This window comes from Bradyrhizobium sp. P3_C3, from assembly GCF_056402655.1.
On sequence record NZ_JBFUGY010000018.1, the window covers coordinates 99,588 to 121,433 of the forward strand.

The 21,846-nt window shown below is 63.8% G+C and carries 25 protein-coding genes; 6 read left to right on the forward strand and 19 right to left on the reverse strand.

The genetic code is table 11. From position 1 onward, the window contains the following. Positions 1-50 precede the first annotated feature (50 nt). The 7 genes from pal to tolQ form a co-directional block, all read right to left on the reverse strand. Positions 51-539: a peptidoglycan-associated lipoprotein Pal gene (gene pal / locus AC1DW2_RS21565; RefSeq protein ID WP_028152222.1), complete on the reverse strand. Its 489-nt coding sequence runs from the start codon at positions 537-539 to the stop codon at positions 51-53. Positions 540-832: 293 nt separating this feature from the next. Beyond that, the gene (locus AC1DW2_RS21570; RefSeq protein ID WP_063981096.1) at positions 833-1,558 is read right to left on the reverse strand and encodes an N-acyl amino acid synthase FeeM domain-containing protein; all 726 of its coding nucleotides are present in this window, start codon (positions 1,556-1,558) and stop codon (positions 833-835) included. Positions 1,559-1,754: 196 nt separating this feature from the next. Further along, positions 1,755-4,088: a putative bifunctional diguanylate cyclase/phosphodiesterase gene (locus tag AC1DW2_RS21575; protein WP_063981095.1), complete on the reverse strand. Its 2,334-nt coding sequence runs from the start codon at positions 4,086-4,088 to the stop codon at positions 1,755-1,757. A gap of 290 nt (positions 4,089-4,378) precedes the next feature. Next, on the reverse strand, positions 4,379-5,722 hold the full coding sequence (gene tolB, locus AC1DW2_RS21580; RefSeq protein ID WP_049807612.1) for a Tol-Pal system beta propeller repeat protein TolB: 1,344 nt from the start codon (positions 5,720-5,722) through the stop codon (positions 4,379-4,381). A gap of 41 nt (positions 5,723-5,763) precedes the next feature. After that, entirely contained in the window at positions 5,764-6,720 is a 957-nt protein-coding gene (locus AC1DW2_RS21585; RefSeq protein ID WP_084794964.1) for a protein TolA, read from the reverse strand. Positions 6,721-6,724: 4 nt separating this feature from the next. After that, on the reverse strand, positions 6,725-7,174 hold the full coding sequence (gene tolR / locus AC1DW2_RS21590) for a protein TolR (RefSeq protein WP_028152217.1): 450 nt from the start codon (positions 7,172-7,174) through the stop codon (positions 6,725-6,727). 43 nt (positions 7,175-7,217) lie between these two features. Further along, positions 7,218-7,934 (reverse strand): protein TolQ, encoded by a 717-nt coding sequence (gene tolQ, locus AC1DW2_RS21595; RefSeq protein ID WP_014492404.1) that lies wholly within the window; start codon positions 7,932-7,934, stop codon positions 7,218-7,220. A 745-nt stretch (positions 7,935-8,679) separates the two neighbouring features. Here tolQ and ggt point away from each other — a divergent pair. Next, a complete protein-coding gene (gene ggt / locus AC1DW2_RS21600; protein ID WP_354123592.1) occupies positions 8,680-10,386 on the forward strand; it encodes a gamma-glutamyltransferase in 1,707 nt (568 codons plus the stop codon). Positions 10,387-10,600: 214 nt separating this feature from the next. Here the strand turns inward: ggt and AC1DW2_RS21605 are convergent, their stop codons facing one another. From AC1DW2_RS21605 to AC1DW2_RS21650, 10 genes are all read right to left on the reverse strand, one after another. Continuing rightward, entirely contained in the window at positions 10,601-11,311 is a 711-nt protein-coding gene (locus AC1DW2_RS21605; RefSeq protein ID WP_283017562.1) for an SDR family NAD(P)-dependent oxidoreductase, read from the reverse strand. A gap of 25 nt (positions 11,312-11,336) precedes the next feature. Further along, on the reverse strand, positions 11,337-12,104 hold the full coding sequence (locus AC1DW2_RS21610; RefSeq protein ID WP_063981092.1) for a serine acetyltransferase domain-containing protein: 768 nt from the start codon (positions 12,102-12,104) through the stop codon (positions 11,337-11,339). 63 nt (positions 12,105-12,167) lie between these two features. Continuing rightward, positions 12,168-12,305 carry a hypothetical protein gene (locus AC1DW2_RS21615; protein ID WP_187387923.1) on the reverse strand — a complete coding sequence of 46 codons (138 nt, stop codon included), beginning with the start codon at positions 12,303-12,305 and terminating at the stop codon, positions 12,168-12,170. Continuing rightward, on the reverse strand, positions 12,302-12,559 hold the full coding sequence (locus AC1DW2_RS21620; RefSeq protein WP_063981091.1) for a hypothetical protein: 258 nt from the start codon (positions 12,557-12,559) through the stop codon (positions 12,302-12,304). The genes AC1DW2_RS21615 and AC1DW2_RS21620 overlap by 4 nt, the downstream gene beginning before the upstream one ends. A 67-nt stretch (positions 12,560-12,626) precedes the next feature. After that, complete coding sequence (locus AC1DW2_RS21625) at positions 12,627-12,794, reverse strand: hypothetical protein (protein WP_144030761.1); 168 nt, start codon at positions 12,792-12,794, stop codon at positions 12,627-12,629. A 200-nt stretch (positions 12,795-12,994) separates the two neighbouring features. Continuing rightward, a complete protein-coding gene (locus AC1DW2_RS21630) occupies positions 12,995-13,480 on the reverse strand; it encodes a DUF2852 domain-containing protein (protein ID WP_028152211.1) in 486 nt (161 codons plus the stop codon). Positions 13,481-13,600: 120 nt separating this feature from the next. Further along, positions 13,601-14,341 carry a TetR/AcrR family transcriptional regulator gene (locus AC1DW2_RS21635; RefSeq protein WP_063981090.1) on the reverse strand — a complete coding sequence of 247 codons (741 nt, stop codon included), beginning with the start codon at positions 14,339-14,341 and terminating at the stop codon, positions 13,601-13,603. A gap of 172 nt (positions 14,342-14,513) precedes the next feature. Then, positions 14,514-14,876 carry a YciI family protein gene (locus AC1DW2_RS21640; protein ID WP_063981089.1) on the reverse strand — a complete coding sequence of 121 codons (363 nt, stop codon included), beginning with the start codon at positions 14,874-14,876 and terminating at the stop codon, positions 14,514-14,516. A 65-nt stretch (positions 14,877-14,941) separates the two neighbouring features. Then, positions 14,942-15,346, reverse strand: a complete 405-nt coding sequence (locus tag AC1DW2_RS21645) for a YciI family protein (RefSeq protein ID WP_028152208.1) — start codon at positions 15,344-15,346, stop codon at positions 14,942-14,944. 166 nt (positions 15,347-15,512) lie between these two features. After that, the gene (locus AC1DW2_RS21650; protein WP_063981088.1) at positions 15,513-15,878 is read right to left on the reverse strand and encodes a nuclear transport factor 2 family protein; all 366 of its coding nucleotides are present in this window, start codon (positions 15,876-15,878) and stop codon (positions 15,513-15,515) included. Between the two features lie 319 nt (positions 15,879-16,197). Between AC1DW2_RS21650 and AC1DW2_RS21655 the strand changes: the two genes are divergently transcribed. Continuing rightward, complete coding sequence (locus AC1DW2_RS21655; RefSeq protein ID WP_477007147.1) at positions 16,198-17,865, forward strand: methyl-accepting chemotaxis protein; 1,668 nt, start codon at positions 16,198-16,200, stop codon at positions 17,863-17,865. 116 nt (positions 17,866-17,981) lie between these two features. Here AC1DW2_RS21655 and AC1DW2_RS21660 read toward each other — a convergent pair whose 3' ends face one another. Further along, on the reverse strand, positions 17,982-18,359 hold the full coding sequence (locus tag AC1DW2_RS21660; protein ID WP_063981086.1) for a cupin domain-containing protein: 378 nt from the start codon (positions 18,357-18,359) through the stop codon (positions 17,982-17,984). A gap of 90 nt (positions 18,360-18,449) precedes the next feature. Between AC1DW2_RS21660 and AC1DW2_RS21665 the strand changes: the two genes are divergently transcribed. The 4 genes from AC1DW2_RS21665 (at position 18,450) to AC1DW2_RS21680 (ending at position 21,221) form a co-directional block, all read left to right on the forward strand. After that, on the forward strand, positions 18,450-19,238 hold the full coding sequence (locus AC1DW2_RS21665; protein WP_071909733.1) for an SDR family NAD(P)-dependent oxidoreductase: 789 nt from the start codon (positions 18,450-18,452) through the stop codon (positions 19,236-19,238). A gap of 130 nt (positions 19,239-19,368) precedes the next feature. Next, positions 19,369-19,797, forward strand: a complete 429-nt coding sequence (locus AC1DW2_RS21670; protein WP_371498094.1) for a hypothetical protein — start codon at positions 19,369-19,371, stop codon at positions 19,795-19,797. A gap of 288 nt (positions 19,798-20,085) precedes the next feature. Further along, on the forward strand, positions 20,086-20,430 hold the full coding sequence (locus AC1DW2_RS21675; RefSeq protein WP_063986089.1) for a hypothetical protein: 345 nt from the start codon (positions 20,086-20,088) through the stop codon (positions 20,428-20,430). 428 nt (positions 20,431-20,858) lie between these two features. Further along, positions 20,859-21,221 (forward strand): hypothetical protein, encoded by a 363-nt coding sequence (locus tag AC1DW2_RS21680; protein ID WP_063981083.1) that lies wholly within the window; start codon positions 20,859-20,861, stop codon positions 21,219-21,221. Positions 21,222-21,327: 106 nt separating this feature from the next. Here the strand turns inward: AC1DW2_RS21680 and AC1DW2_RS21685 are convergent, their stop codons facing one another. Next, a complete protein-coding gene (locus AC1DW2_RS21685; RefSeq protein ID WP_063981082.1) occupies positions 21,328-21,741 on the reverse strand; it encodes a VOC family protein in 414 nt (137 codons plus the stop codon). Between the last annotated feature and the right edge of the window lie 105 nt (positions 21,742-21,846).

Sequence of the window (21,846 nt, forward strand, 5' to 3'; positions counted from 1 at the left end):
AGGGCGCCGGCATAATCGGTTCCTGAAGATGAACGGCGCCTGACTGATCGTCAGGAGCTCGCGTTCAGCACGGTGACGGCGCGACGGTTCTGCGACCAGCAGGAAATATCGTTACAGACGGCGACCGGCCGCTCCTTGCCGTAGGAGATCGTGCGCATGCGGTTCGGATCGATGCCGCGCGAGGCGAGGAACGAACGCACCGACTGGGCGCGGCGGGCGCCGAGTGCGATGTTGTATTCGCGGGTGCCGCGCTCGTCGGCATGCCCCTCGATGGTGAAGCTGTACTGCCGATAGTTCTGGAGCCACTGCGCCTGCTTCTCCAGGGTCACGATCGCCTGCGGCGTCAGATCGGTCTGGTCGCTCTCGAAGAACACGCGGTCGCCCACGTTAACGACGAAATCCTGCTGGCTGCCAGGCGTCGCAGCATTGGCCATCGCATCCGTCGCTGCGTTCTTGTTCGCGCATGCGCCCATCGACAGCGCGATCGCAACCACCGCAGCCAGCTTCAATCCCTGGAGGATACGCATAGGGTATTTCATTCCGGAGCCTCCACGCTCACGTTCGTCCACTGCTGTCCGGTCTACAGGGGGTTGGTTAAGCGAACGTTCCGTCAACCTTGATGGAACCTTGCTTCAGCCGGTCAAATGCCCCCAAACCGCGAAAAGCAACCGTCATGGTTAATGGGTTCTAAATGTGGCGCGAGGGTGAAGCAACCTGCAGCAACCGGCAAAAGTGCAGGCTTTTGCTGGAATTTTGGGCTCGGACGATGATGGGGATGAACGGAGCCCCGGCCGAAAGGCGCGCGGCGGCTCGAGGCGGTGACGGCAGGCAATCAGACGTGAGCGGCTTCCGGCACCAGTGACGACCGCTGCGGGATCTCGCGCTGCCCGCCGCGCCCAAACAGCATCCGCCGCTCGAACGCGGTGGAGCGCATGATCGGATAGCGCTCGAACACCTTCTTCCGGAAGGTCGGGAAATCCGCCGCCATCAGTCCGAAGGGCTTGGTGAGACCCGGCACCAGGCGGGGCTCGGCGATCGTCTCGTGCAGGAACACCCGCCGGTAGAAGGCCTGATGCTCGGGACGCACGATGGCGAGGCCGAGATCGGCATTGAAGTGCTCGCACGCCATGTAGGCGAGCCGGGTCGTCAGATAGGGCAATTCCGGAACCCGCTTCACCTGGTCGGGATCGGCGACAAAGCGGGTCGGGTCGATCATGACCTCGCCGCGATCGAGCCGCGGCAGCAGGATGTCGGGGAAGACGTCGGCCGAGGTGGACTCGCGCCATTCCGAAGTCAGCACGCTGATGCGCACGGAGCTGCAGAGCTGGCCACGGAGATAGACGCCGAAGGTCCACGCGTTCGGCAGCTCGTCGTAGCGGTCGGTGACGCGGGCTTCCGCGGATTCCCTGACGGCACCCTCGCGCAGATAGGCGCGGTAGCGGAGGTTGTAGATTTGCTCCTTCTCCGCGTCCGTCGCCGCGAGATGATAGTCGACGTCGGTCAGAAGCTCCGCTCCCCGTCCAACAGCCGAAATGACAGATCTGGCTGAGGACTGCATTCGAACTCCTTACCCACCACCAACAACACCACGCGAACCTGGGCCATTTGCCGCTGAACAACTTGCGCGCGCGTGACGATTTATTAACACCTCCTTAACGACGATGCAAAGCAATCGACGCGATAGGGTTAACCCCCGTAGCACTACGGTCGGTTCAGCAACTGTCTGAAACGACGTGCAATTTCTGGATGTGGAATCAGGCGAAGGAGCGTGAGCTGACAACCTGGAGCAGGCCCTCGCCGCGCCGTCCATGCGAGGCGTTGAGGAGCTGGCGCATCCGCACGGCGGGCACCGGACGGCTGAACAGATAGCCTTGCGCCTCGGAGACGGTGCCGTCTGCGCTGATCAGCTCGAGCTGCTCGTTGGTCTCGATGCCCTCGACCACCACGGCCATGCCGAGGTCGGCCGACAGCCGCGCCACGCCACGCAGCAGCGTCAGCGGCCGGTCGGTGTCGATGCCCTCGAGGAAGGAGCGGTCGATCTTCACCTTCTGCATCGGGAAATTGTGCAGATAGCTGAGGCTGGAATAGCCGGTGCCGAAATCGTCGAGCGAGATGCGCACGCCGAGCGCATGCAGTTGCGACAGCGTGTCGTGGGTGAGCTGGGTGTTACGAAGCAGCGAGGACTCCGTGATCTCGATCTCCAGCCGATGGGCCGGCAGCCCCGAGACCTCGAGCGCGTAGCGGATTTCGCTGAGCACGTCGCGCTGGTGGAATTGCTGCGGCGAGAAGTTGACGGCGACGCTGACGCCGTCGGGCCACTTCATGCATTCCATGCAGGCGCGGCGCAGGATCCAGCGGCCGAGATCGACGATCAGCCCCATGTCCTCGGCGACCGGGATGATGTCGACCGGCGAGACCGTGCCGCGTACCGGATGATTCCAGCGCAGCAGCGCCTCGCAGGTGGTGATCTTGCCGGACTTCAGATTGACCAGCGGCTGGTAGAACAGCTCGAATTCCTCGTTGGCCAGCGCCTTGCGCAGGTCGAGCTCGAGAATGCGGCGGGCCTCGACGGTGGCCGCCATCTCGTCGCGGAAGAAGCAGAAGGTGCCGCGGCCGTCGGCCTTGGCGCGATAGAGCGCCATGTCGGCGTTCTTGAGCAGCGTGTCGGCCCTGACGTCGCCGTCCGGCGAGGTCAGCGCGATGCCGACGCTGGCGCCGATCTCAACCAGGTGATTGTCGATGCGATAACGCTCGCTCAGGCGTTCGACGATGCGGCGGGCGAGGCTCGCGGCATCCTCGGCCGAGCTGATGTTCTGCTGGAACACGACGAACTCGTCGCCGCCAAAGCGGGCGACGAAATCCTCGGGACGCAGCATCTCGCGCAGGCGGTTGGCAACCGCGCACAGGAGCTGGTCGCCGCAGGGATGGCCGAGCGTGTCGTTGACCTGCTTGAACTGGTCGAGATCGACGAACAGCAGCGCGGAGAGACGCTCGGCGTCGTGCGAGATCGCCAGCAGCCGTTCGATCTCGTCGCGGAACGAGACCCGGTTGGGCAGCGCCGTGAGCTCGTCATAGCGGGCGAGATGGGTGATCCGGGCTTCCGCGTTGGTACGCTCGGTGATGTCTTCCAGCAGCAGCACCGTGCCGCCGCCAGTCATCGGCTGGAACGTCCAGGCGAGCGCGCGGCCGCGCGAGGAATCCGGGTCGGTGGTGACGATCTCGCAGATCCGCGCATGCTCGATCTCGGCCAGGATCTGCTTGCCGCTCTCCGCCGAGATGGAGCCGGCGGCGATACAGGCCGATACGATGTCGGCAGCGGTGGCGCCACGCTTGACCAGATCTTCGGGCAACGCCATCAGCTCGCCGAAGCGATGGTTCATCACCGCAAGGCGGCCGTCGGCGCGAAACATGCACAGGCCATGCGGCATGTTGTTGAGCGCGGTGTCGAACTGGCTTGCCAGCGCGGACTCACGAAAGCTCGAGGTCAGCGCCTTGACGAAGATCGCATGCAGGCTGAGATTGATGTTCTTCAGCCCGACGAAGAAGAACACGAGCAGGACGGCGAGCCCGATGTGGTAGAAGCCGCCATGCAGCAGCAGCGCGAGCGACATCGGTGCGCAGGCGAGCGCGACGTGCCACTGGATCACCCGGGGCTGGCCGTAATTGCGGGCGGCGCCGCCCGCGGTGTAGCCGATGCCGATGGCGACACAGAGCATGTCGGCAATCGGATCGTCATTGTTGTAGATGACGACGAAGGACCACAGGCCGAGCACCGCCGCATAGCTGAGCGCGCCGAGCCAGTAGCGCGGCTCCAGGTGCTTGGCTTCCTCGAACGACAGTGGGTGCGTGCGGTTTTCGTATCCGCGCATCTGGAACGCGCGCGCGGTGCCGATCGCGATCAGCAGAAATGCGAGCGGCCACAGCCAGGCATCGCCTGTCTTCAGCGCAGTCATGACCGCGGCCACGGCCGCGGAGGCCGAGCCCAGGAAGATCGCCCAGAAATTCTGCACCATAGAGTTGATGAGAGCGGCGTAGAGTATCGGCTCCAGCTCGTCTCGATCGCTCTGCTTCTGGTCGGCCAGCTGCATCGGCTTGTTACGCGTCCTGTTTGGCGCGTACTTTTACCCAGACCTGATGAAGCCTTTCTGAGGGAACATCGTTAAAGTCGAGTTGTTTTTCGGCAATAGCGAACATGTTTCCGCTGAAATATCAAGCAACTAGGCAAGCGTTGCCGGGCACAAGGTGAAGGAAAGCTTGCGTCCTGCACCAAACCCCGAAAAAATCGGCATGTTTTTTCGAAAACATCGCGCGTCTGAACGCGCAATGTCTTAGCCCCGATGTTTCACGCGAACCTGTATCCGCTTCGCTCGCAAGCGCTCTAGCCGGGTGTCGAGGACAGCAGCGGCGACCATGCCGGGTCGGAGGCGAAGCCCGGCGTCGGCACCTTGAGCTCGTTGCGGCCGGAGATGTCGACGGAGAACAGCGACGGCCCGCCGCTGCCGCCGGGATCGCGGAAGAACATCAGCACGCGGCCGTTCGGCGAGAAGGTCGGCCCTTCGTTGTGATAGCCCGAGGTGAGCAGACGCTCGCCGGAGCCGTCCGGCTTCATGACGCCGATCGAGAACTGCCCGCCGCCCTGCCTGGTGAAGGCGATGTAATCGCCACGCGGCGACCACACCGGCGTCGAATAGGTGGCGTTGGTGTCGTCCTTGGAGAAGGAGATGCGCTGCGCCTGTCCGCCGCCCGCGGCCATCACATAGATCTGCGACCTGCCGCCGCGATCGGATTCGAAGCAGATGCGGGTGCCGTCGGGTGAGTAGGACGGAGAGGTGTCGATCGCCGGCGTGTCGGTGAGGCGCGTGGTCGAGCGCGAGCGCAGATCCATCACGAACAGGTTCGAATTGCCGCCCTGCTGCAGGCTCATGATGACGCGCTGGCCGTCCGGCGAGAAGCGCGGCGCGAAGGTCATGCCGGGGAAATTGCCGACGATCTCGCGCTGGCCGGTCTCGATGTTGAAGAGATAGACCTTCGGATCGCCCTGGCCGAACTCCATGTAGGTGATCTCTTGCGAGTTCGGCGAGAAGCGCGGCGTCAGCACGAGGTCGGAGCCGCGGGTCAGATAGCGCACATTGGCACCGTCCTGGTCCATCATCGCGAGCCGCTTGACGCGACGCTCCTTTGGACCGGTCTCGTCTACGAACACCACGCGGCTGTCGAAATAGCCCTTTTCGCCGGTCATCTGCTCATAGATCTGGTCGGAGATGATGTGGGCGATACGGCGCCAATATTCCGGCGAGGTGAAATATTGCTGGCCCGCAAGCTGCTGGCCCGTGATGACGTCCCACAGGCGGAATTCCGCCTTGAGCCTTCCGTCCTGCCCCCGCGTCATGCGGCCGGTGACGAGGGCCTGGGCGTTGATGGTCTTCCAGTTCTGGAATTGCGGCGCGACGTCGATGTTGCTGATGCGCTCGATGAAAGCGGCCTGGTCGATCGGTGCGAACAGGCCCGACCGCTTCAGATTGTTGGTGATGACCTGGGTGACGCCGTTGCTGACGTCGCCGTCGGCGGGCGAGCCCGGCACGAAGTTGGAGATCGCGATCGGGATCGGCCGAAACTCCGTTGGATTGAGTTCGAGCCGCTTTTGGCCCTGGGCCAGGGCATGTCCGCCCCCGAGCGTCGCGAGCGCCGATCCTGTCAGCGTCATGAAGCGGCGGCGGTTCATCGATAGGACGTCATTCATCGCAAAATTCTTTTGTTCGGATGTCACAACATATCTTTCAGGCCGAAGCGCATTGGAATGGTCTTCCAGGTGTCATACTGCTGCTTCGGCAGGAACGAATAGACCTGACACTGCACGATGGCGCGCTTGGCGCTCTCCGCCACCGCCTGAGCAATCGACCGAGACGGGCCGCGAACCGCGACGATAACCGGCTCGGACGCAAGCGAGCCGTCGATTTTCATCGGGATATCGATGTCAGCCTCGTATTGCTCGGCGTCTTGCCCGTTATAGGTGGGCGTGAAGCAGCGCCGGACCGCATTCGTGAACGCGCCTCCCCACGTCGCAACGTTGTTGGCAGCAGTCCCGGTCGTCGATCCCAGCGCAGCCGATGCATTCAGCGCCGCGCCGGAGAGCTCGTGCCGGGTCGCCGCGCGCTTGTCGAGGTCGCGCTGGATCTGCGCGGGATCGAAGCTGCGCTCCTTGGGCTTCGGTTGCTGCTGCGGCTGCACCGCCGCGACCTTCTGCTCGACGGGCTTCGGCGGAGGCTTCTTGGTCTCCAGTTTCTTCTGGAGCTCGGCGATCGGATCTTCCTTCGCCGGATCAGGCTTCTTTTCCTGCGGCTTCGGCTCTTCTTTGGGCTTGGCCTCGGCGACGGGCTTGGGCGGCTCGGGCTTCTTCTCGACCGGCTTCTCGACGGGTTTCGGCGGCGGCTCGGGCGTCGAGTTGGTCTTGATCAGCTCTTTCTTCTCGGTGACCTTGCCGACCGCTTCTTCCTCGGGCTTGGCCTCGGCGATCTTCTCGACCTTGGGCTTCGGCTCTTCCTTCTTGCCGGTCTTCTGCCCCGACATCATCTGCGCAAGCTGATCGGTGGAGATGATGTCGATCGGAAGCGACTCTTCCGCGACAAAGGCCTTGCTGCTAAAGGTGACCAGTCCCCATCCAAGCACGAGGACGTGGAGGGCAATCGACGCAACGAGTGTCTTGTCGACGTTCACCTTCACCGGTTTACCCCTGATCCGCCTCGGTCACGAGCGCCAGCTTCTTGAAGCCCGCGCCGGACAACAGGCCCATGACCTTGGCCACCGTTCCGTAATCCGCCTTCTTGTCCGCGCGAAGATAGATGCGCTCCTCGAGCCCGCCGCGCGCGTCCGTGATCGCCTTCAGCTTCGGGATCAACTCGTTGATCGCGATCTCGGCGTCGTTGATGAAGACCTTGCCCTTGATGTCGACCGACATCTGGATTGGCTTCTGGTCGTTGTTTTCGAGGCTCTTGGCCTGGGTCTGCGGCAGGTCGAGCGGCACACCGACCGTCAACATCGGAGCCGACACCATGAAGATGATGAGCAGCACCAACATCACGTCCACCATCGGCGTGACGTTGATCTCGGCCACGACGGGCTTGCGCCGGCCACGACGCCCGCCGCCTCCGGACGAACTAGCTACGTTCATCGCCATGATCGAGTGCCCAAATTGCCCCTCACACTATACATGCCGTCCGTCAGCCCCGCTCGTCGATCTGACGCGACAGAATGGCGGAAAATTCATCGGCGAAACCTTCGAGCCGCTGGGCCTGCCGGTTCACCTCGGAAGTGAACTTATTGTAGAAAATAGTGGCAGGAATGGCGGCGATAAGGCCGACGGCGGTCGCAAACAGCGCTTCGGCGATGCCCGGCGCGACCACCGCCAGGGAGGTATTTTTCGACGCTGCGATCGACTGGAAGCTCGACATGATGCCCCAGACCGTGCCGAACAGGCCGACAAAGGGGCCGGCGGAGCCGACGGTGGCGAGCACCAGCAGCCGGCGTTCCAGCCGCTCGACCTCGCGCGCGATCGAGACGTTCATCACCTTGTCGATGCGCATCTGAAGGCCCGCGACCGAGCGGGCGTGGCTCTCGAACGAGCGCTTCCACTCGCGCATGGCGGCGACGAAGCAGGCCGCCATGGAATGCGTCGGCTTGGCCGAGAGCGTGCGATAAAGCTCCTCGATCGACTCGCCGGACCAGAAGGCCTGCTCGAACCGGTCCATCGAGCGGCGGGTGCGCGCGTAAAGAAAGATCTTGTCGATCGCGATGGCCCAGACCCAGACCGAGCAGGCGAGAAGCCCCAGCATCACCGCTTTCACGATCCAGTGAGCCTGCCAGAACAGCGCAATCAGCGACACGTCCGCGGAAGCGGCAACCGGAAGGGCTGACTGAGCCACGTCGGCCGGATTCATAAGCAGTATCCTCTCAAGGCGATCATTTCCCTGACCTCTCCGGCCAGCAAATGGCTGCCGGTTCCCCAACAGCCGCGCTAGCACCGGCGCGGCCGGCAAGCCCGCTCAAAGCCTTGTCTTTCTGGGGTACAGGGGCTCGTCCAAAGCCGGCCGCCTGCATTCCCTGCCAAGATGTCAAAACTATGGGCCTCGAGCACGGCTCCGGGCACGACTGTCCGCAATTACAGAGCCCGCCGATGGTTAACGTGCGGTTACCACGGCCGAATTTGGCTGCCGGAAAGGTAGGCAGCGCAGGCGGTTGGCCGCTTTGCCGCGGGACATGGCGGCGACGGATCGGAGCCGGGTCCACTGGCGAGGTCGGTTCCCTCCCCCCTTGCGGGGAGGGCTAGGGAGAGGGGTACCACACGGGGGCTCCCACCGTGATGAAATCGGACGCACGCAACGAGCACTTTTCCTGGGTTACCCCTCTGCCCCCCCTCCCCCCAAGGGGGAGGGAGCGCAGTCGGACTCGTGGCGCTATGACACCGGGCACAACGGACGCCCCTTCTGGAACCTCCTCCCCTGCCCAGCCCGAAATCGCAGGGAGCTTAGCGTGCGCCACAGCTACACCACGACCACATGCTCCATCTCGCATCTCACGGCGGGCACGAGCTGATAGGCTGCGCTCGCGGACAACAACGTGCCGGCATCACCGGCCCAGCCTGAGGAGCGTCCAGTGCCGAAACCACAAACCAATGTGCGGTGGATGGCCGCCGCGATCATATCGGTCAGCCTCGTCACGTTCGGCGCCGCGCGCGCGGCGTCGGTCGCACCGGTCGCCGCGCAAAACGGCATGGTGGTGTCCGCGCAGCATCTGGCGACCCAGGTGGGCGTCGATGTGCTGAAGCGCGGCGGCAATGCCGTCGATGCCGCTGTGGCCGTCGGTTATGCCTTGGCCGTCGTCTATCCGGCCGCCGGCAATCTCGGTGGTGGCGGCTTCATGACGATCCAGCTCGCCGACGGCCGCAAGACCTTCCTCGATTTCCGCGAGACCGCGCCCAAGGCGGCGACGGCCAATATGTATCTCGACAAGGATGGCAACGTCATCAAGGGCATCTCGACCAAGGGACATCTGGCTGTGGGTGTGCCAGGCTCCGTCTCGGGCATGGAATATGCGCGCGAAAAATACGGCACCATGAAGCGCGCCGACCTGCTCGCTCCCGCGATCCAGTTCGCCGAACAGGGATTTGTACTCGACCAGGGCGACATCGACCTGCTGCGCACGGCAACCGACGATTTCAAGGACGATCCAGCATCGAGCGCGATCTTCCTCAACAACGGCCAGCCGTTCGGCGTGGGCGATCGACTGCTGCAATCCGAACTGGCGAAAACCCTGCGCGAGATCAGCAGCAAGGGCACCGACGGCTTCTACAAGGGCTGGGTCGGCAGCGCCATCGTGGCATCGAGCCAGGCCGGCAAGGGCCTCCTGACGCAGGACGACCTCGACGGCTACAAGACGCGCGAGCTCGCGCCTGTCGAATGCGACTATCGCGGCTATCACGTGATTTCCGCGCCGCCACCGAGCTCGGGCGGCGTCGTCATCTGCGAGATCCTGAATATCCTGGAGGGCTATCCTCTGAAGGAGCTGGGCTACCATTCCGCGCAGGCCGTGCACGTGCAGATCGAGGCCATGCGGCATGCCTACGTGGACCGCAACAGCTATCTCGGCGATCCGGATTTCGTGAAGAATCCGCTCGACCGCCTGCTCGACAAGAATTACGCGACCAAGATCCGCGCCGTGATCGATCCGAACAAGGCCGCAATCTCCAAGGACATCAAGCCGGGCGTCGCGCCGCACGAGGGCAGCAACACCACGCACTATTCAATCGCGGACAAGGACGGCAACGCGGTATCGGTGACGTACACGCTGAACGATTGGTTCGGCGCCAAGGTGACGGCGGCCAAGACCGGCGTGCTGCTGAACGACGAGATGGACGACTTCACGGCCAAGGTCGGGGTGCCGAACCTGTATGGCCTGGTGCAGGGTGAGGCCAACGCGATTGCTCCCGGCAAGCGTCCACTGTCCTCGATGAGCCCGACCATCGTCACCAAGGACGGCAAGACCGTCATGGTGGTAGGCACGCCCGGCGGCAGCCGCATCATCACCGCCGTGTTGCAGACCATGATCAATGCGATCGACTACGGCATGAACGCGCAGGAGGCCGTCGACATGCCACGCATCCACCAGCAATGGCTGCCTGATATGACCAACGTGGAGAACTATGCGCTGTCGCCGGACACGCAGAAGATTCTAGAAGGGATGGGGCACAAATTCGGGCCGCCGCAACCGGCGAACCATTTGGCGGTCATCATCTTGGGCGCGCCGTCACTGAACGGCGAGCAAGTCGGCAATAATCGTTACTACGGTGCGAACGATCCACGCCGCAACAGTGGGCTGGCGGCGGGGTATTGATCTACGCCACCCTTACGACTGTCATACCCCGCGACCCGGCTACGCCAAGGCTTCGCCGGGGCTGCGGTCCAGGGGCGCCGAAGCTTTAGCGTAGGCGTCAAGCGGGGTATCCAGTACACTGCGGCTCCTCCGCATCTCAATGCTGTCTCTGGAATACTGGATTGCCCGCCTTCGCGGGCAATGACGGCGGTAGAAATGGTCGAGGGCCGCCCCTCTACCACTTCTCCTTCGAGGTCCGCACGTCGAGCTCGAACGACCAGGCGCGCTCGGGCTGGCGATAGAGGAAGGCGAAGGCATCGACGATGCCATCGATGTCGATCAGGCTGTCCTCGCGGCCGGCCGCATCCGGGAATCGTGAAAAGATCTTGTCGCCGGCGATCGCGCCGTCGACCACGACATGGCCGACATGGATGCCGTCGCTCGCGTATTCCTTGGCCATCGCCTGCGCCAGCGTGCGCAGGCCGGCCTTGGACGAGTTGAAGGCGCCGTAGCCGGAGCGTCCGCGCAGCGAGGCACTGGCGCCCGTGAACAGCAGCGTGCCGGTCTTCTTCGGCACCATCCGCCGCACCGCCTCGCGGCCGAACAGGAAGCCGCCGAAGCAGACCACGCGCCAGGCATTCTCGAAATAGTCGGCGTCCATCTCGATGATCTTGCCGGGCGTGTTGTTGCCGGCGTTGTAGATGGCGAGGTCGAGGTTGTCGCCGGCGGCATCGAACAGCGCGACGATGTCCCCCTCCCTGGTCGCATCGGCAACGAAGGGCACGGCTGCGCCGCCCGCCTTCGTGATGTCGTCTACAACGGCCTGCAAGGCAGACAGCGTCCGGCCCGCGACGATCGCCTTGAGCCCATCGGCCGCAAAACGCTTGCAAAGCCGGGCCCCGACCCCGCGGTCCGGTCCAACGCCGATCACGATTGCCGTCTTCATTGCAACTCTCCGAAGGTTGATAGGGTCAGGCCGCCGAGGCGGGCTCGGGGCAATTGGTCAATCGCGCGGGATTGCCGATCGCGGTGCAGCCGGCGGGCACGTCACCGGTCACAACAGCACCGGCGCCGATCTTGGCGAATTCACCGATATTGATGTCACCGAGAATGGTCGCGCCGCCACCGATGTAGACGCCGCGGCCGATACGCGGCGAGCGCGTCGGCAATTCACCGCGACGGCCGATGCTGACGCTCTGGAGGATGGTGACCTCGTCACCGATCACCACATTCGCACCAATCACGATGCCGGTGGCGTGGTCGAGATAGACGGACGATCCAATGGATGCGGCCGGATGAATGCTGATCTGCAGCAGGTTGGACGCCTCGTTCTGAAACAGCAGCGCCGCGTCGCGATGGTCATGACGCCAGAGCCAGTTCGAGACGCGCCAGGCTTGCAGCGCGACGTAGCCCTTGTAATGCAGCAGCGGCGGCAGCAGGTCGGTGATGGCGGGATCGCGCAATGCGATGGCCTGCAAATCCCGGCTGGCGGTTTCGATCAGCTCTGGCTCGCCTTGAAAGGCGTCGCGGGAACAGGACGTGAAGCGCGTGCGCCCGGTGGAGCCGCTGCCGAGCCGCTGCCCGATCAAATCGGCCAAAGCGGCGGCAAAATCATCGTGAGCGAGAATGGCACTCGCAAGGGCCTTGCCGAACACGGGGTCTGCATCAGCCGCGCGCTGCGCCTCGCTGCGGATCTGTCGCCAGAGGCCGTCGCTCGCCGTGATCGCAGCTTCCGCCATTGTCGCCTCCGGTCCGCCCACTCTTGTGAAGGCGAATATAGGCGGTCCGGGTCGGGGCGCCAGTCACGCCGCCGGGACGCGCTTGCTTTCGCCCTCAAGACCGGGCCGGGCCCGCTTGCGCAGGCTGAGCGCGTAGAGCCAGCCGCCCGCCGCGATGAGCACCGGCAGGACGAAGAGCGCGACATCGCGGAGCAGGATCATGGGGCGATGCTCCCCTTTGCAAACGAGACCGCGCGGCTGAGTGCGAACGAGGCGAACCAATAGAGATAAAGGCTGAGAAAGAACCGCCAGGATTCGCCGAGCTGCCACTGCGGATAGAGCTGGACTTCCGTCTGCCATCCATTGAGGAACGCGATCGCCACCGGCACGGTGTTTCCGAACCGGTCGAACAGCGCCGAGGCGCGCTCAAGGAGCGCGATGCTATGGCTGATCTTTTTGCGTTCGGCGTTGGTCATGGTCGTACCCGTCAGCGCGCGGGAGATGCGCCGTCAGGGCTTGGTCGGGCGTGGTGCGGATCGGGTTCTACCGATCCTGCACATGTACGTGATCAACGCCGCAGAACGCACGCCCGCCGGCGCAGAGGCGAAAATGGCAATCGGGATCGGACGCGCAGCTGCCATAGACCAAGCCGATGTAGCCCAGCACCGCCAGGGCGGTCACGGCAAGCAGCAGGCGGGTGTAGAGGTCCATGATGCGTGTCGTCCAGCAGCGCGGCGGATTGAGGTGGCACGCGCAAGTCTTGGTGTCGGATCCTCGGCGGTTGGTTCGGGTCCCCAAAAACCAAACCACCCGCCTGCGGGTTGCGCAGGCGGGCGGCTCGGGGCCATCAGGACTTTGGGGGCATGCGCCTGAAGGCTTTGAGAGGCAGACCCCGGATCAGCCTATTTAGATCAGCCCTGCGGCTGGTCGGTCGGCGGCGGGGTCGGGCGCGTCTTGTGCTGCGCCATGAACTGGTCGAACTCTTCCTTGTCCTTGGCGTGACGCAGACGGTCGAGGAAGTTCCTGAACTCGACCTGCTCTTCCTCGAGCCGCTGCAGCGTCTCGGTGCGGTATTCGTCGAAGGCACGGTTGCCGCTCGAGGGCGGGCCGAAGCCGAAGCCGAAACCACGGCGCTCCATGCGGCCGCGCATGCGGTCCATCTTGTACTGCATCCGCTCCATCTTGTTCTGCCAGCGATCCTGGTGGCTCCAGCAACCCATTTTTCTGCTCCCGAGTGTGAAAAAGAGAAGGGCAAGTCCGATCGGCCACCAGATGATGAAGCCGAGGATGGTCACGGCGATCCAGCCGGGATGCCAGGGCGTATCGAGCATGTGGGGGCGCTCATAGCGTTCGTCAGAGGAACCGCGCCATCGATTGACATCAGCGGTGTAGGCCATTTCCATCTCCATCACGGCACCAGCGCCGTTGTGAATGTAAATAACATTTACATAGCTAGACCATCCCGCGATTTTGTCAAGCCGGCCGCCTGACAGGGTCGCCGAATTATTTGCGCAATTTTATTTCGGCTTGCCCCAGGGGCCGCCGGGCGGCAGGCCAGAACCGGAGGATGCCTCCGGTGGCACCGGCGGCGGCTCGGCGCTTCGTGCCGGCGGACGGCGGTCGGTCGGGAAGCCGAGGCCGCGCAGATAGATCAGCACCTCGGCTTCGAGCAGGTCATCCGGCGACATCGGCAGTTTTCGCCGCGCGGCGTCGCCACGCGAGAACAGCGAGGCCACGCCGTGGGCCATCGACCAGATGTGCAGCGCCATCATCATGGCCGGTGGCCGCGGCGTGCCGGGCGGCGCCAGCGCCGCAAGCCGTTCGGCGGCGGCGCGAATGATGTTGAAGGCGCGTTCACTGGCGGCCTGCAGGGCCGGATTTGAATCGACCGGCACGCCTGATTCGAACATCGCGTTGTAGAAGGCAGGCTCCTCGCGGGCAAAGGCGAGATAGGCCTTGCCGACGCGCTCGAACGCCGTGACCGTATCCGGGCGCCCGTCGTCCCAGGCCGCGGTCAGGCGCTGCTCGAACTGCTCGAAGCCGCGCTGCGCGATCGAGGACAGCAACTCCTCGCGGTCGCGGAAATGCCGGTAAGGCGCCGCCGCGCTGACGCCGGCCATGCGCGCGGCATCGGCAAAGGTGAAGCCGGCCGCGCCCTTCTCGGCGATCAGCCCGAGGGCAGCCTGCAACAGGGCTTCCTTCAGATTGCCGTGGTGATAGCCGCGCTCGGTGCGGCCCTGGTCCTTACGCCAGCTCATGTGAACAGCTTTTACATGAGCCGGGCGTGAAGTCACTAGCGCAGGCCGGATTTGATTAACCGGCCAACTCGTCATTCCGGGGGCGGCTCGACCCGGGGCTGCTCGACGAGCCGAACCCGGAATCTCGAGATTTCCGGGTTCGCGCGTGTGCGCACCCCCGGAATGACACGGCCTAGCCGCCGGGGATCGGCAGCACCGGCATGATCTCGACGCGTTCGCCGGGGAAGATCGCGAAGTGCGGGTGGTTCTCGAACATCTTGGCTGCGGCCTCATGGGACGCAGCGCGGACCACGGTGAAGGCGCCCATCTCGTTGGCGATGTCGGCGACGCCCTTGCCGTCGACCTTCTTGGTCTTGCCGAGAGGGCCGCCCATGGCCTGGATCGCGCCCTGATGCTTCTCGACCCAGCCTTTCCAGGCCGCCATGCCCTCCTGCTCCTTCGCCTTCCGCGCGGTCTCGGACATCGCGTTCCATGCGGCCCATTGCGGGCTGGTCTTGCTGCCGAGGAAAACGGCGAGATAGGTATCGGTGCTCATTGGTACTCTCCTTTGTTGATGGATGATGGATTGACGAGCCGCGAGTTGATCCGCGGCCGTCTCGGCTACGTCTTCAGATCGTCGAAGCCGGCGGCGGCTGCCTGCACCTCCGGCGGAAAGTCGGCCATCTCCTGCACCTGCCGGATCTCGATGACTTCATTGGCGGAAGCCGGGCACTTCTTCGCCCAGGCGATCGCCTCCTCGCGCGAGGCAACCTCGATCATCCAGTAGCCGCCAAGGACTTCCTTGGCTTCGGCGAAGGGACCGTCGGTCACGATGGGCTCGCCGGTCGCGAACGAGACGCGCGCGCCCATCGACGGCGGGTGAAGGCCGTCGAGCGTGATCAGCACGCCGGCATCCTTCAGCGCCTCGTTGTAGCGCATCATCGCGGCGACGCGTTCGGGATCGAGTTGCACGTCCGGCGGCGCGGTCTCGTAGCCGAGCGGAATCATCAGCATCATGAATCGCATGAGCAGTCCTTGCTTGCTTTGTCGTTTCGGGTTTGCGCGGCGCGGCGCCACCCCCGGAAGGACGGGAGCGGCGGCCCGGGCCGCCCACCCTTACTTCTAAGACGAACCAACCTTTACGGAACCGACAAGGTGATGAAAATTATTCCGGAGGTCATTGCGCCGGCCGCTAGCGCGGCTGCGGCAGAAAACGCCCATCCTTCCGGGCCGCGCCGAAATAGACGTCGATGCGGCTGACCTTGCCACCGGCAAAGGCGAAGAACTCCGTGTTGCGAAAGCTCCTGCCATCTTTCGCCAGACAGAGATAGGTGACGAAGGCCTCGTCGCCCCGGACGAAAATCCGCTCGATGTCGTGTCGCGCGATCCAGCCGGTGTCCCGCCAGCAGCGCTCGAAATAGGCCGCCTTGTCGATGTCGTCGTCGAACGGACTGGTGAAGCGGAAATCATCGGCCAATGCGTCGGCGACCCGTTGCCGGTCGTTGCCGAGATAGGCTGCGAAGAGGTCTCGAATCAGGCGCTCGCGGTCGTCAGGCATTGATGGTCTCCGCAGAGAAGATCCTCTTGAAGACGATGCACGAACGCGTGCCCCGACATTGCGTGCCGAATTTCAACAGAGACCATGCGAAAATATCGCGAGGCGGGTCCGTACGATTACGGACCGACTATGTCCACCGCCGTGCTTATAGGACGAGAATCTTCGCGCGTAGAACAACATGGCCGGCGCACGCGGAACTACGGAGACCGCGCAGCTTGCTGCAAGGGTTTACAGTTGATCAACGCGTGCATGCAACTTTTTCGGGAAGGCCAATTGCAGCTGGGCCGACGCATAGTTGAACCATTCCGGGGACCTTCAAGTGTTCAATTTCAACAGCAAGGCCAGGATCCAGCACGCGCTCGCAGAAGTCGACGCCCTCGATCGCTCGCAGGCCGTCATCGAATTCGATCTCGACGGCACCATCCTCGATGCCAACGAGAACCTTCTGAAAATGAGCGGCTATTCGCTCGCCGAGATCAAGGGCAAGCATCACAGCATCTTCGTCAGCCCGACTGAGCGCGAGAGCGCCCGCTACCGCGACTTCTGGGCCAGCCTGAACCGCGGCGAATTCCAGACCACGCAATACAAGCGCTTCGGCAAGAACGGCAAGGAAGTCTGGGTTCATGCCTCCTACGCCCCGCTGCTGGACAAGAACGGCAAGGTGGTCAGCTTCATCAAGTTCGCCACCGACATCACGGCGTACAAGATCAAGACCATGGAAGACTCCGGCAAGATCGCCGCGATCAACCGCGCGCAGGCCGTGATCGAGTTCAACATGGACGGCACCATCGTCACCGCCAACGAGAACTTCCTGGGCGCGATGGGCTATTCGCTCGACGAGATCAGGGGCAAGCATCACAGCATGTTCGTGACGCCCGAGGACCGCGCGAGCTCGGCCTATACCGCGTTCTGGGCCAGGCTGAACCGCGGCGAGTTCGAGGCGGCCGAGTACAAGCGGCTCGGCAAGGGGGCTAAGGAGATCTGGATTCTCGCGACCTACAACCCGATCCTCGACGAGACCGGCAAGCCGTTCAAAGTGGTGAAGTTCGCAACCGACATCACCGCGCAGAAGATGAAGGCCGCCGACAATGACGGCCAGCTCGCCGCGATCCAGAAGTCGCAGGCGGTGATCGAGTTCAACATGGACGGCACGATCCGAACCGCCAACGAGAATTTTCTCAAGGCGGTGGGCTATTCGCTGGCCGAGATCAAGGGCCGGCACCATTCCATGTTCGTCGAGCCGAACGAGAAGAATTCGGCGGCCTACCGCCATTTCTGGGAGACGCTCAACCGCGGCGAATACCAGGCCGCCGAATACAAGCGGATCGCCAAGGGCGGCCGCGAGATCTGGATCCAGGCGTCCTACAATCCGATTCTGGATCTCAACGGAAAACCCTACAAGGTGGTGAAATACGCCACCGACATCACCGCGCAGGCGATCGGCCGCAAGAAGGCCGACAATGCGCGCGGGCTGATCGAGGCGGTCGCGGCCGGCAGCGAGCAGATGAGCGCCTCGATCCGCGAGATCTCCGAGACCATGGCGAAATCGCGCGAGACCTCCAAGGTCGCGACCACCAGGGTCGAGTCCGCGGACGGTCAGGCCCAGAAGTTGACTGCAGCGGCCCAGGCCATGAGCGGCATCGTCGAGATGATTTCGGGCATCACCAGTCAGATCAACCTGCTTGCGCTCAACGCCACGATCGAATCGGCGCGGGCAGGCGAAGCGGGCCGCGGCTTTGCCGTGGTCGCCTCCGAGGTGAAGAACCTCGCCAGCCAGGCCAAGCAGGCCACCGACACGATTACCTCCGAAATCGACGCGCTGAACACCATCTCGGGCGACGTTGCGAGCTCGCTCACCGCGATCAAGGCCGCGATCGCCGGCGTCAACGAGTTCATCGCCTCCACCGCGGCCGCAGTCGAGGAGCAGAGCATCGTGACCTCCGACATGTCGTCGAACATGCAGCGCGCATCGGCAGAGCTGGCGTAGGCTCTGGTTTTATCACTATCCCCGTCATTCTTCGAGGGCCGCTGAAGAAGCGGCCACCTCAGGGGTGACGGAGAGAGAGAGAGAGAGAGAGAGAGAGAGAGACCGACGCTCTTATCCTACCGCTCCCAGCGTCGCGTCGCTTCACTCGCCCCTTCCGGCAGCATCTCGAAGACCGGCGAGGCCAACACCGCATGCACATGCAGCATGGTCGCTCCCGAATTACGGAAACCGTGCTTGCGGCCGGCGGGAACCAGCAGCACCTGTCCGGCCGTCACCGTGATCCGCCGGGCTTCGATCCACATCTCCGCCTCGCCCGCCCGCACGGTCAGCACCTCCTCGACCGTGTGGCTGTGCGTCGGCGCGCCGGCGCCGGGATCGACCCATTGCTCGAAGATGCAGAGCGCGGTCGCGCCGTTGCGCGCGGATGTGACCATGCGGGTCTTCACACCTGGCCGCCATTCCTCGAGCGGGATCGTGCTGGGATCGATGAGCATGGCCTGGAGCCCTTCTTGCCGGGACGAAAGCGAAGTAAAAGGAGCCGGCGCTCGTGCGCGCCCCCTTTCGAACACAGGACAGATTAGCAAATGCCGCAGGCCCCACAAAACGTCGCCCTCGTCACCGGAGCCGCGCGAGGCATCGGGCTGGCGACGGCCAAGAAATTCCTGGCCGAAGGGTGGCGCGTCGCGCTGCTCGATATCGAGGGGGAGCTGCAGGCGGGCGCGACGGCGGCCCTGAAGAATCCCGATAACACACTGGCAATCACCTGCGACGTGTCCGACGCGGCCGCCGTAGGAGCTGCAATGGCGGCGGTCATGAGCCGCTTCGGTCGGCTCGATGCTCTCGTCAACAACGCCGGCGTCGCCGTGTTCGCGCCAGTGCTGGAGACCAGCGACGCCGACTGGAACAGGATCATGGCGGTCAATCTCACCGGCCCGTTCCTGTGCACCAAGGCGGCCGCGCCGCTGATGCGCGAGCAAGGCGGCGGCGCCATCGTCAACGTCACCTCGATCTCGGCGGTGCGCGCCTCGACCCTGCGTTCGGCCTATGGCACCAGCAAGGCGGGCCTTGCGCACCTGACCAAGCAGCTCGCGGTCGAGCTCGCCTCGCTCAACATCCGCGTCAACGCAGTCGCGCCGGGGCCGGTCGACACCGCGATGGCGAAGCAGGTGCACAGCAGGGAGATCCGCGCCGACTATCACGACGCCATTCCGCTCAACCGCTACGGCCTGGAGGAGGAACTCGCCGAAGCGATCTATTTCCTGTGCTCGGAACGATCGAGCTACATCACCGGCCAAATTTTGGCCGTCGATGGCGGCTTCGATGCGGCTGGCATCGGCCTGCCGACGCTGCGCGGCGAACGGCGGAACGGGTGAACGTCGTAGGGTGGGCAAAGGCGCGCAAGCGCCGCGCCCACCTTCCCTCCAGATTTGCGATGCCATTGGTGGGCACGCTACGCTTTGCCCACCCTACGGGATCGAGTTAGTGGAGTGCTCCATGCGACGCATGTTCTTTGTGGGTGCCTGGATGCTCGCATCTGCGCTCTTTACCACTACCCCCGCCATGGCCGAAATCCGCATCATCCAGTCGCCGGGCGGACAGGTCGGGCCGTTCCTCGACCTGTTCGAGCAGGTGCGCGAGAGCGGCGAGCGCGTGGTGATCGACGGTCCGTGCCTGTCCGCCTGCACGCTGGTGCTCAGCATCGTGCCGGGCGAGCGCATCTGCGTCACCAAACGCGCGGTACTCGGCTTCCACGCGGCGCGTTCGGTCGACCGGCGCGGGCGTTTTTATGCCGAGCCCGAAGCCTCCGACGCGGTGCTGCAGGCCTATCCCGGCCCGGTGCGCGACTGGATCAGCCGGCACGGTGGCCTCTCGTCCAGATTGCTTTTGCTGAAGGGCCGCGACCTTGCGGCGATCTATCCGCGCTGCCGCTGAGCAACAGGCGGCCGCCAGCGATGTGACCGGTTGCATCCGCCGCTGTCCGGCGATTAGGCAGTTTTGCAAAATTCCGACGATCCGGACACGAAATCCGCTCAACCGCTTGGCAATGCCTGCCCAATTTACGCGGTTTGCGGCCTTTCCCGACCGTCTATGATGGTCCCCGTCCAGATTGAGGCCGCTCGGGTCACGATGGCTGCAGGGCCGTCATAATCTCAGCAATGGTCACAGACTAGGATGGTTCCGCTTTTTCAAGATTACACATTTTCAAACCGGTCGCAGGCCGTGCAGCCCATCGATTTTCACTACCGCCTGTCGGACCAAGGACGCATTGTCCTTGGCCAGTTGAGCTCCCAGGAAACCGTCGAATTCGAATTGCTGTCGCGGCGCCACCGCGAGGGTCTGATGGACCTGCCGTCCGAGCTGCGGCTGCTCGAGCTCTATGTGAAATATATCGGCTCGGGCGCAGAGGCTGCGCTCGCGCCGTCGGAGCTCGCATGGCAGGCGAGCGAGCCACTGCAGCGGCGGAGACCGCCGCGTGCGCGAACGGCGCGGCCGCGCAACTACATCCTCTCGATGATCGTGATCGCGAGCGTCAGCTTCACGCTCATCGCGTTGCTGGTGAGCTAGCAGGCAAGCGCGACGGCGAAATTGCGCCGGTCACGCATTTCGTCGGGCCTAGTAGAGCCTCTGGATGGTCTGCGCCAATTCCAAGGTCGCGCAGATGAGCATGCCCCAAAGTGCAAAATTGATTTGTAGCGCCGCTGCCATCGGTCGCTCCCTTCCCAAGTTACGCCCACCCCAGTTTGTAGAATTTATGAAGAAATTATTAGCGATTCTGTCGTGGAGTTTACAGCCTAATATTTCGCCAGTTGTTGTGCGATGCGATCCGCATGATTTCACGAAGCGGCCTCACTGCTCTCGCAATGTGATGCGACAGCACGATTCCATATTGGGCCATGGCGGCCACGTCGTTTCCCTTAGGTTCCATTTAACCGGCGCGACGCAAGGCTCCGCATGCGGAGTTTGCGTGTCGCGTACCGCACCAAGGGTCCGGCATGCTGCGTCACGGCTTCGTCTTGCTCACTTTTTGCGCAGCGCTCCTCGGATGCGCGGCGGCGCCGGCGCAGGAGCGCCGACCGATCGCATGGGACGGCCTCGGCCGGGATCCGAACCAGGCCCCTCACCGCTCCTCTGTCACAAAGCGGCGCGCCGCGAACCCGGCGCCTGCGCAGGACAATCCCAATCAGGAGCGGGAAAGAGTGCTCGGCACGTTGCGCCCGTTCTCCGAGGCGTGGTGGGTGGTCCATGACGAAATCGAGGCGGAGAACGACAGGCAGCTTGGCACGAAACTCGTGATCTGCCCTCGCTGCGTTGAATCGCCGCCGCCAAGCGATGACGCGACCGGATCGCTCCGGTGAACGAGCACGCGGCGATCAGCCGTGTGACATGACGACGGCATGAGTGACCCACTCCCGTAACAACGGGAGTGGGATCGCGGCTTGGCGTGTCAGGCCGACGCGCCCGTCACATGCCCTCGGCCGGGCAGTTCACCATCCAGGGAATGCCGAACTTGTCGACGCACATGCCAAAGCCCTTGGCCCAGAACGTCTTGCTGAAGGGCATGGTGACGGTGCCGCCGTCGGCGAGCGCGTTGAACTTGCGCTCACCATCCGCGGGGTCCGTGACCGTGAGCGAGATCGAAAAGCCCTGGGCTTTCTGAAAATGCTCGGGTGGCGCGTCGGAGGCCATCAGCACGCTGCCGTCGGGCAACGACATCCGCGCATGCATGATCATCTTCTCGCGGCCGGGCGCGGCGGGCATGTCCGGCGGCGCTTCCGATGAGCGCATCATGGCGTCGATCTTGCCGCCCAAAACCTTGGCGTAGAAGTTGAACGCCGCTTCGCAGGTGTCCTGATAGAACAGATAGGCATTGATCATCGTTTCTCTCCTCTTCGTTTTCTTGGCGATTCCTTGGCAGTTCCTCGCAGTTTCTTGGCGATTTCCTGGCTGCTCCTTGGCTGCTCCTTGGGGCAGCTAGCCTCG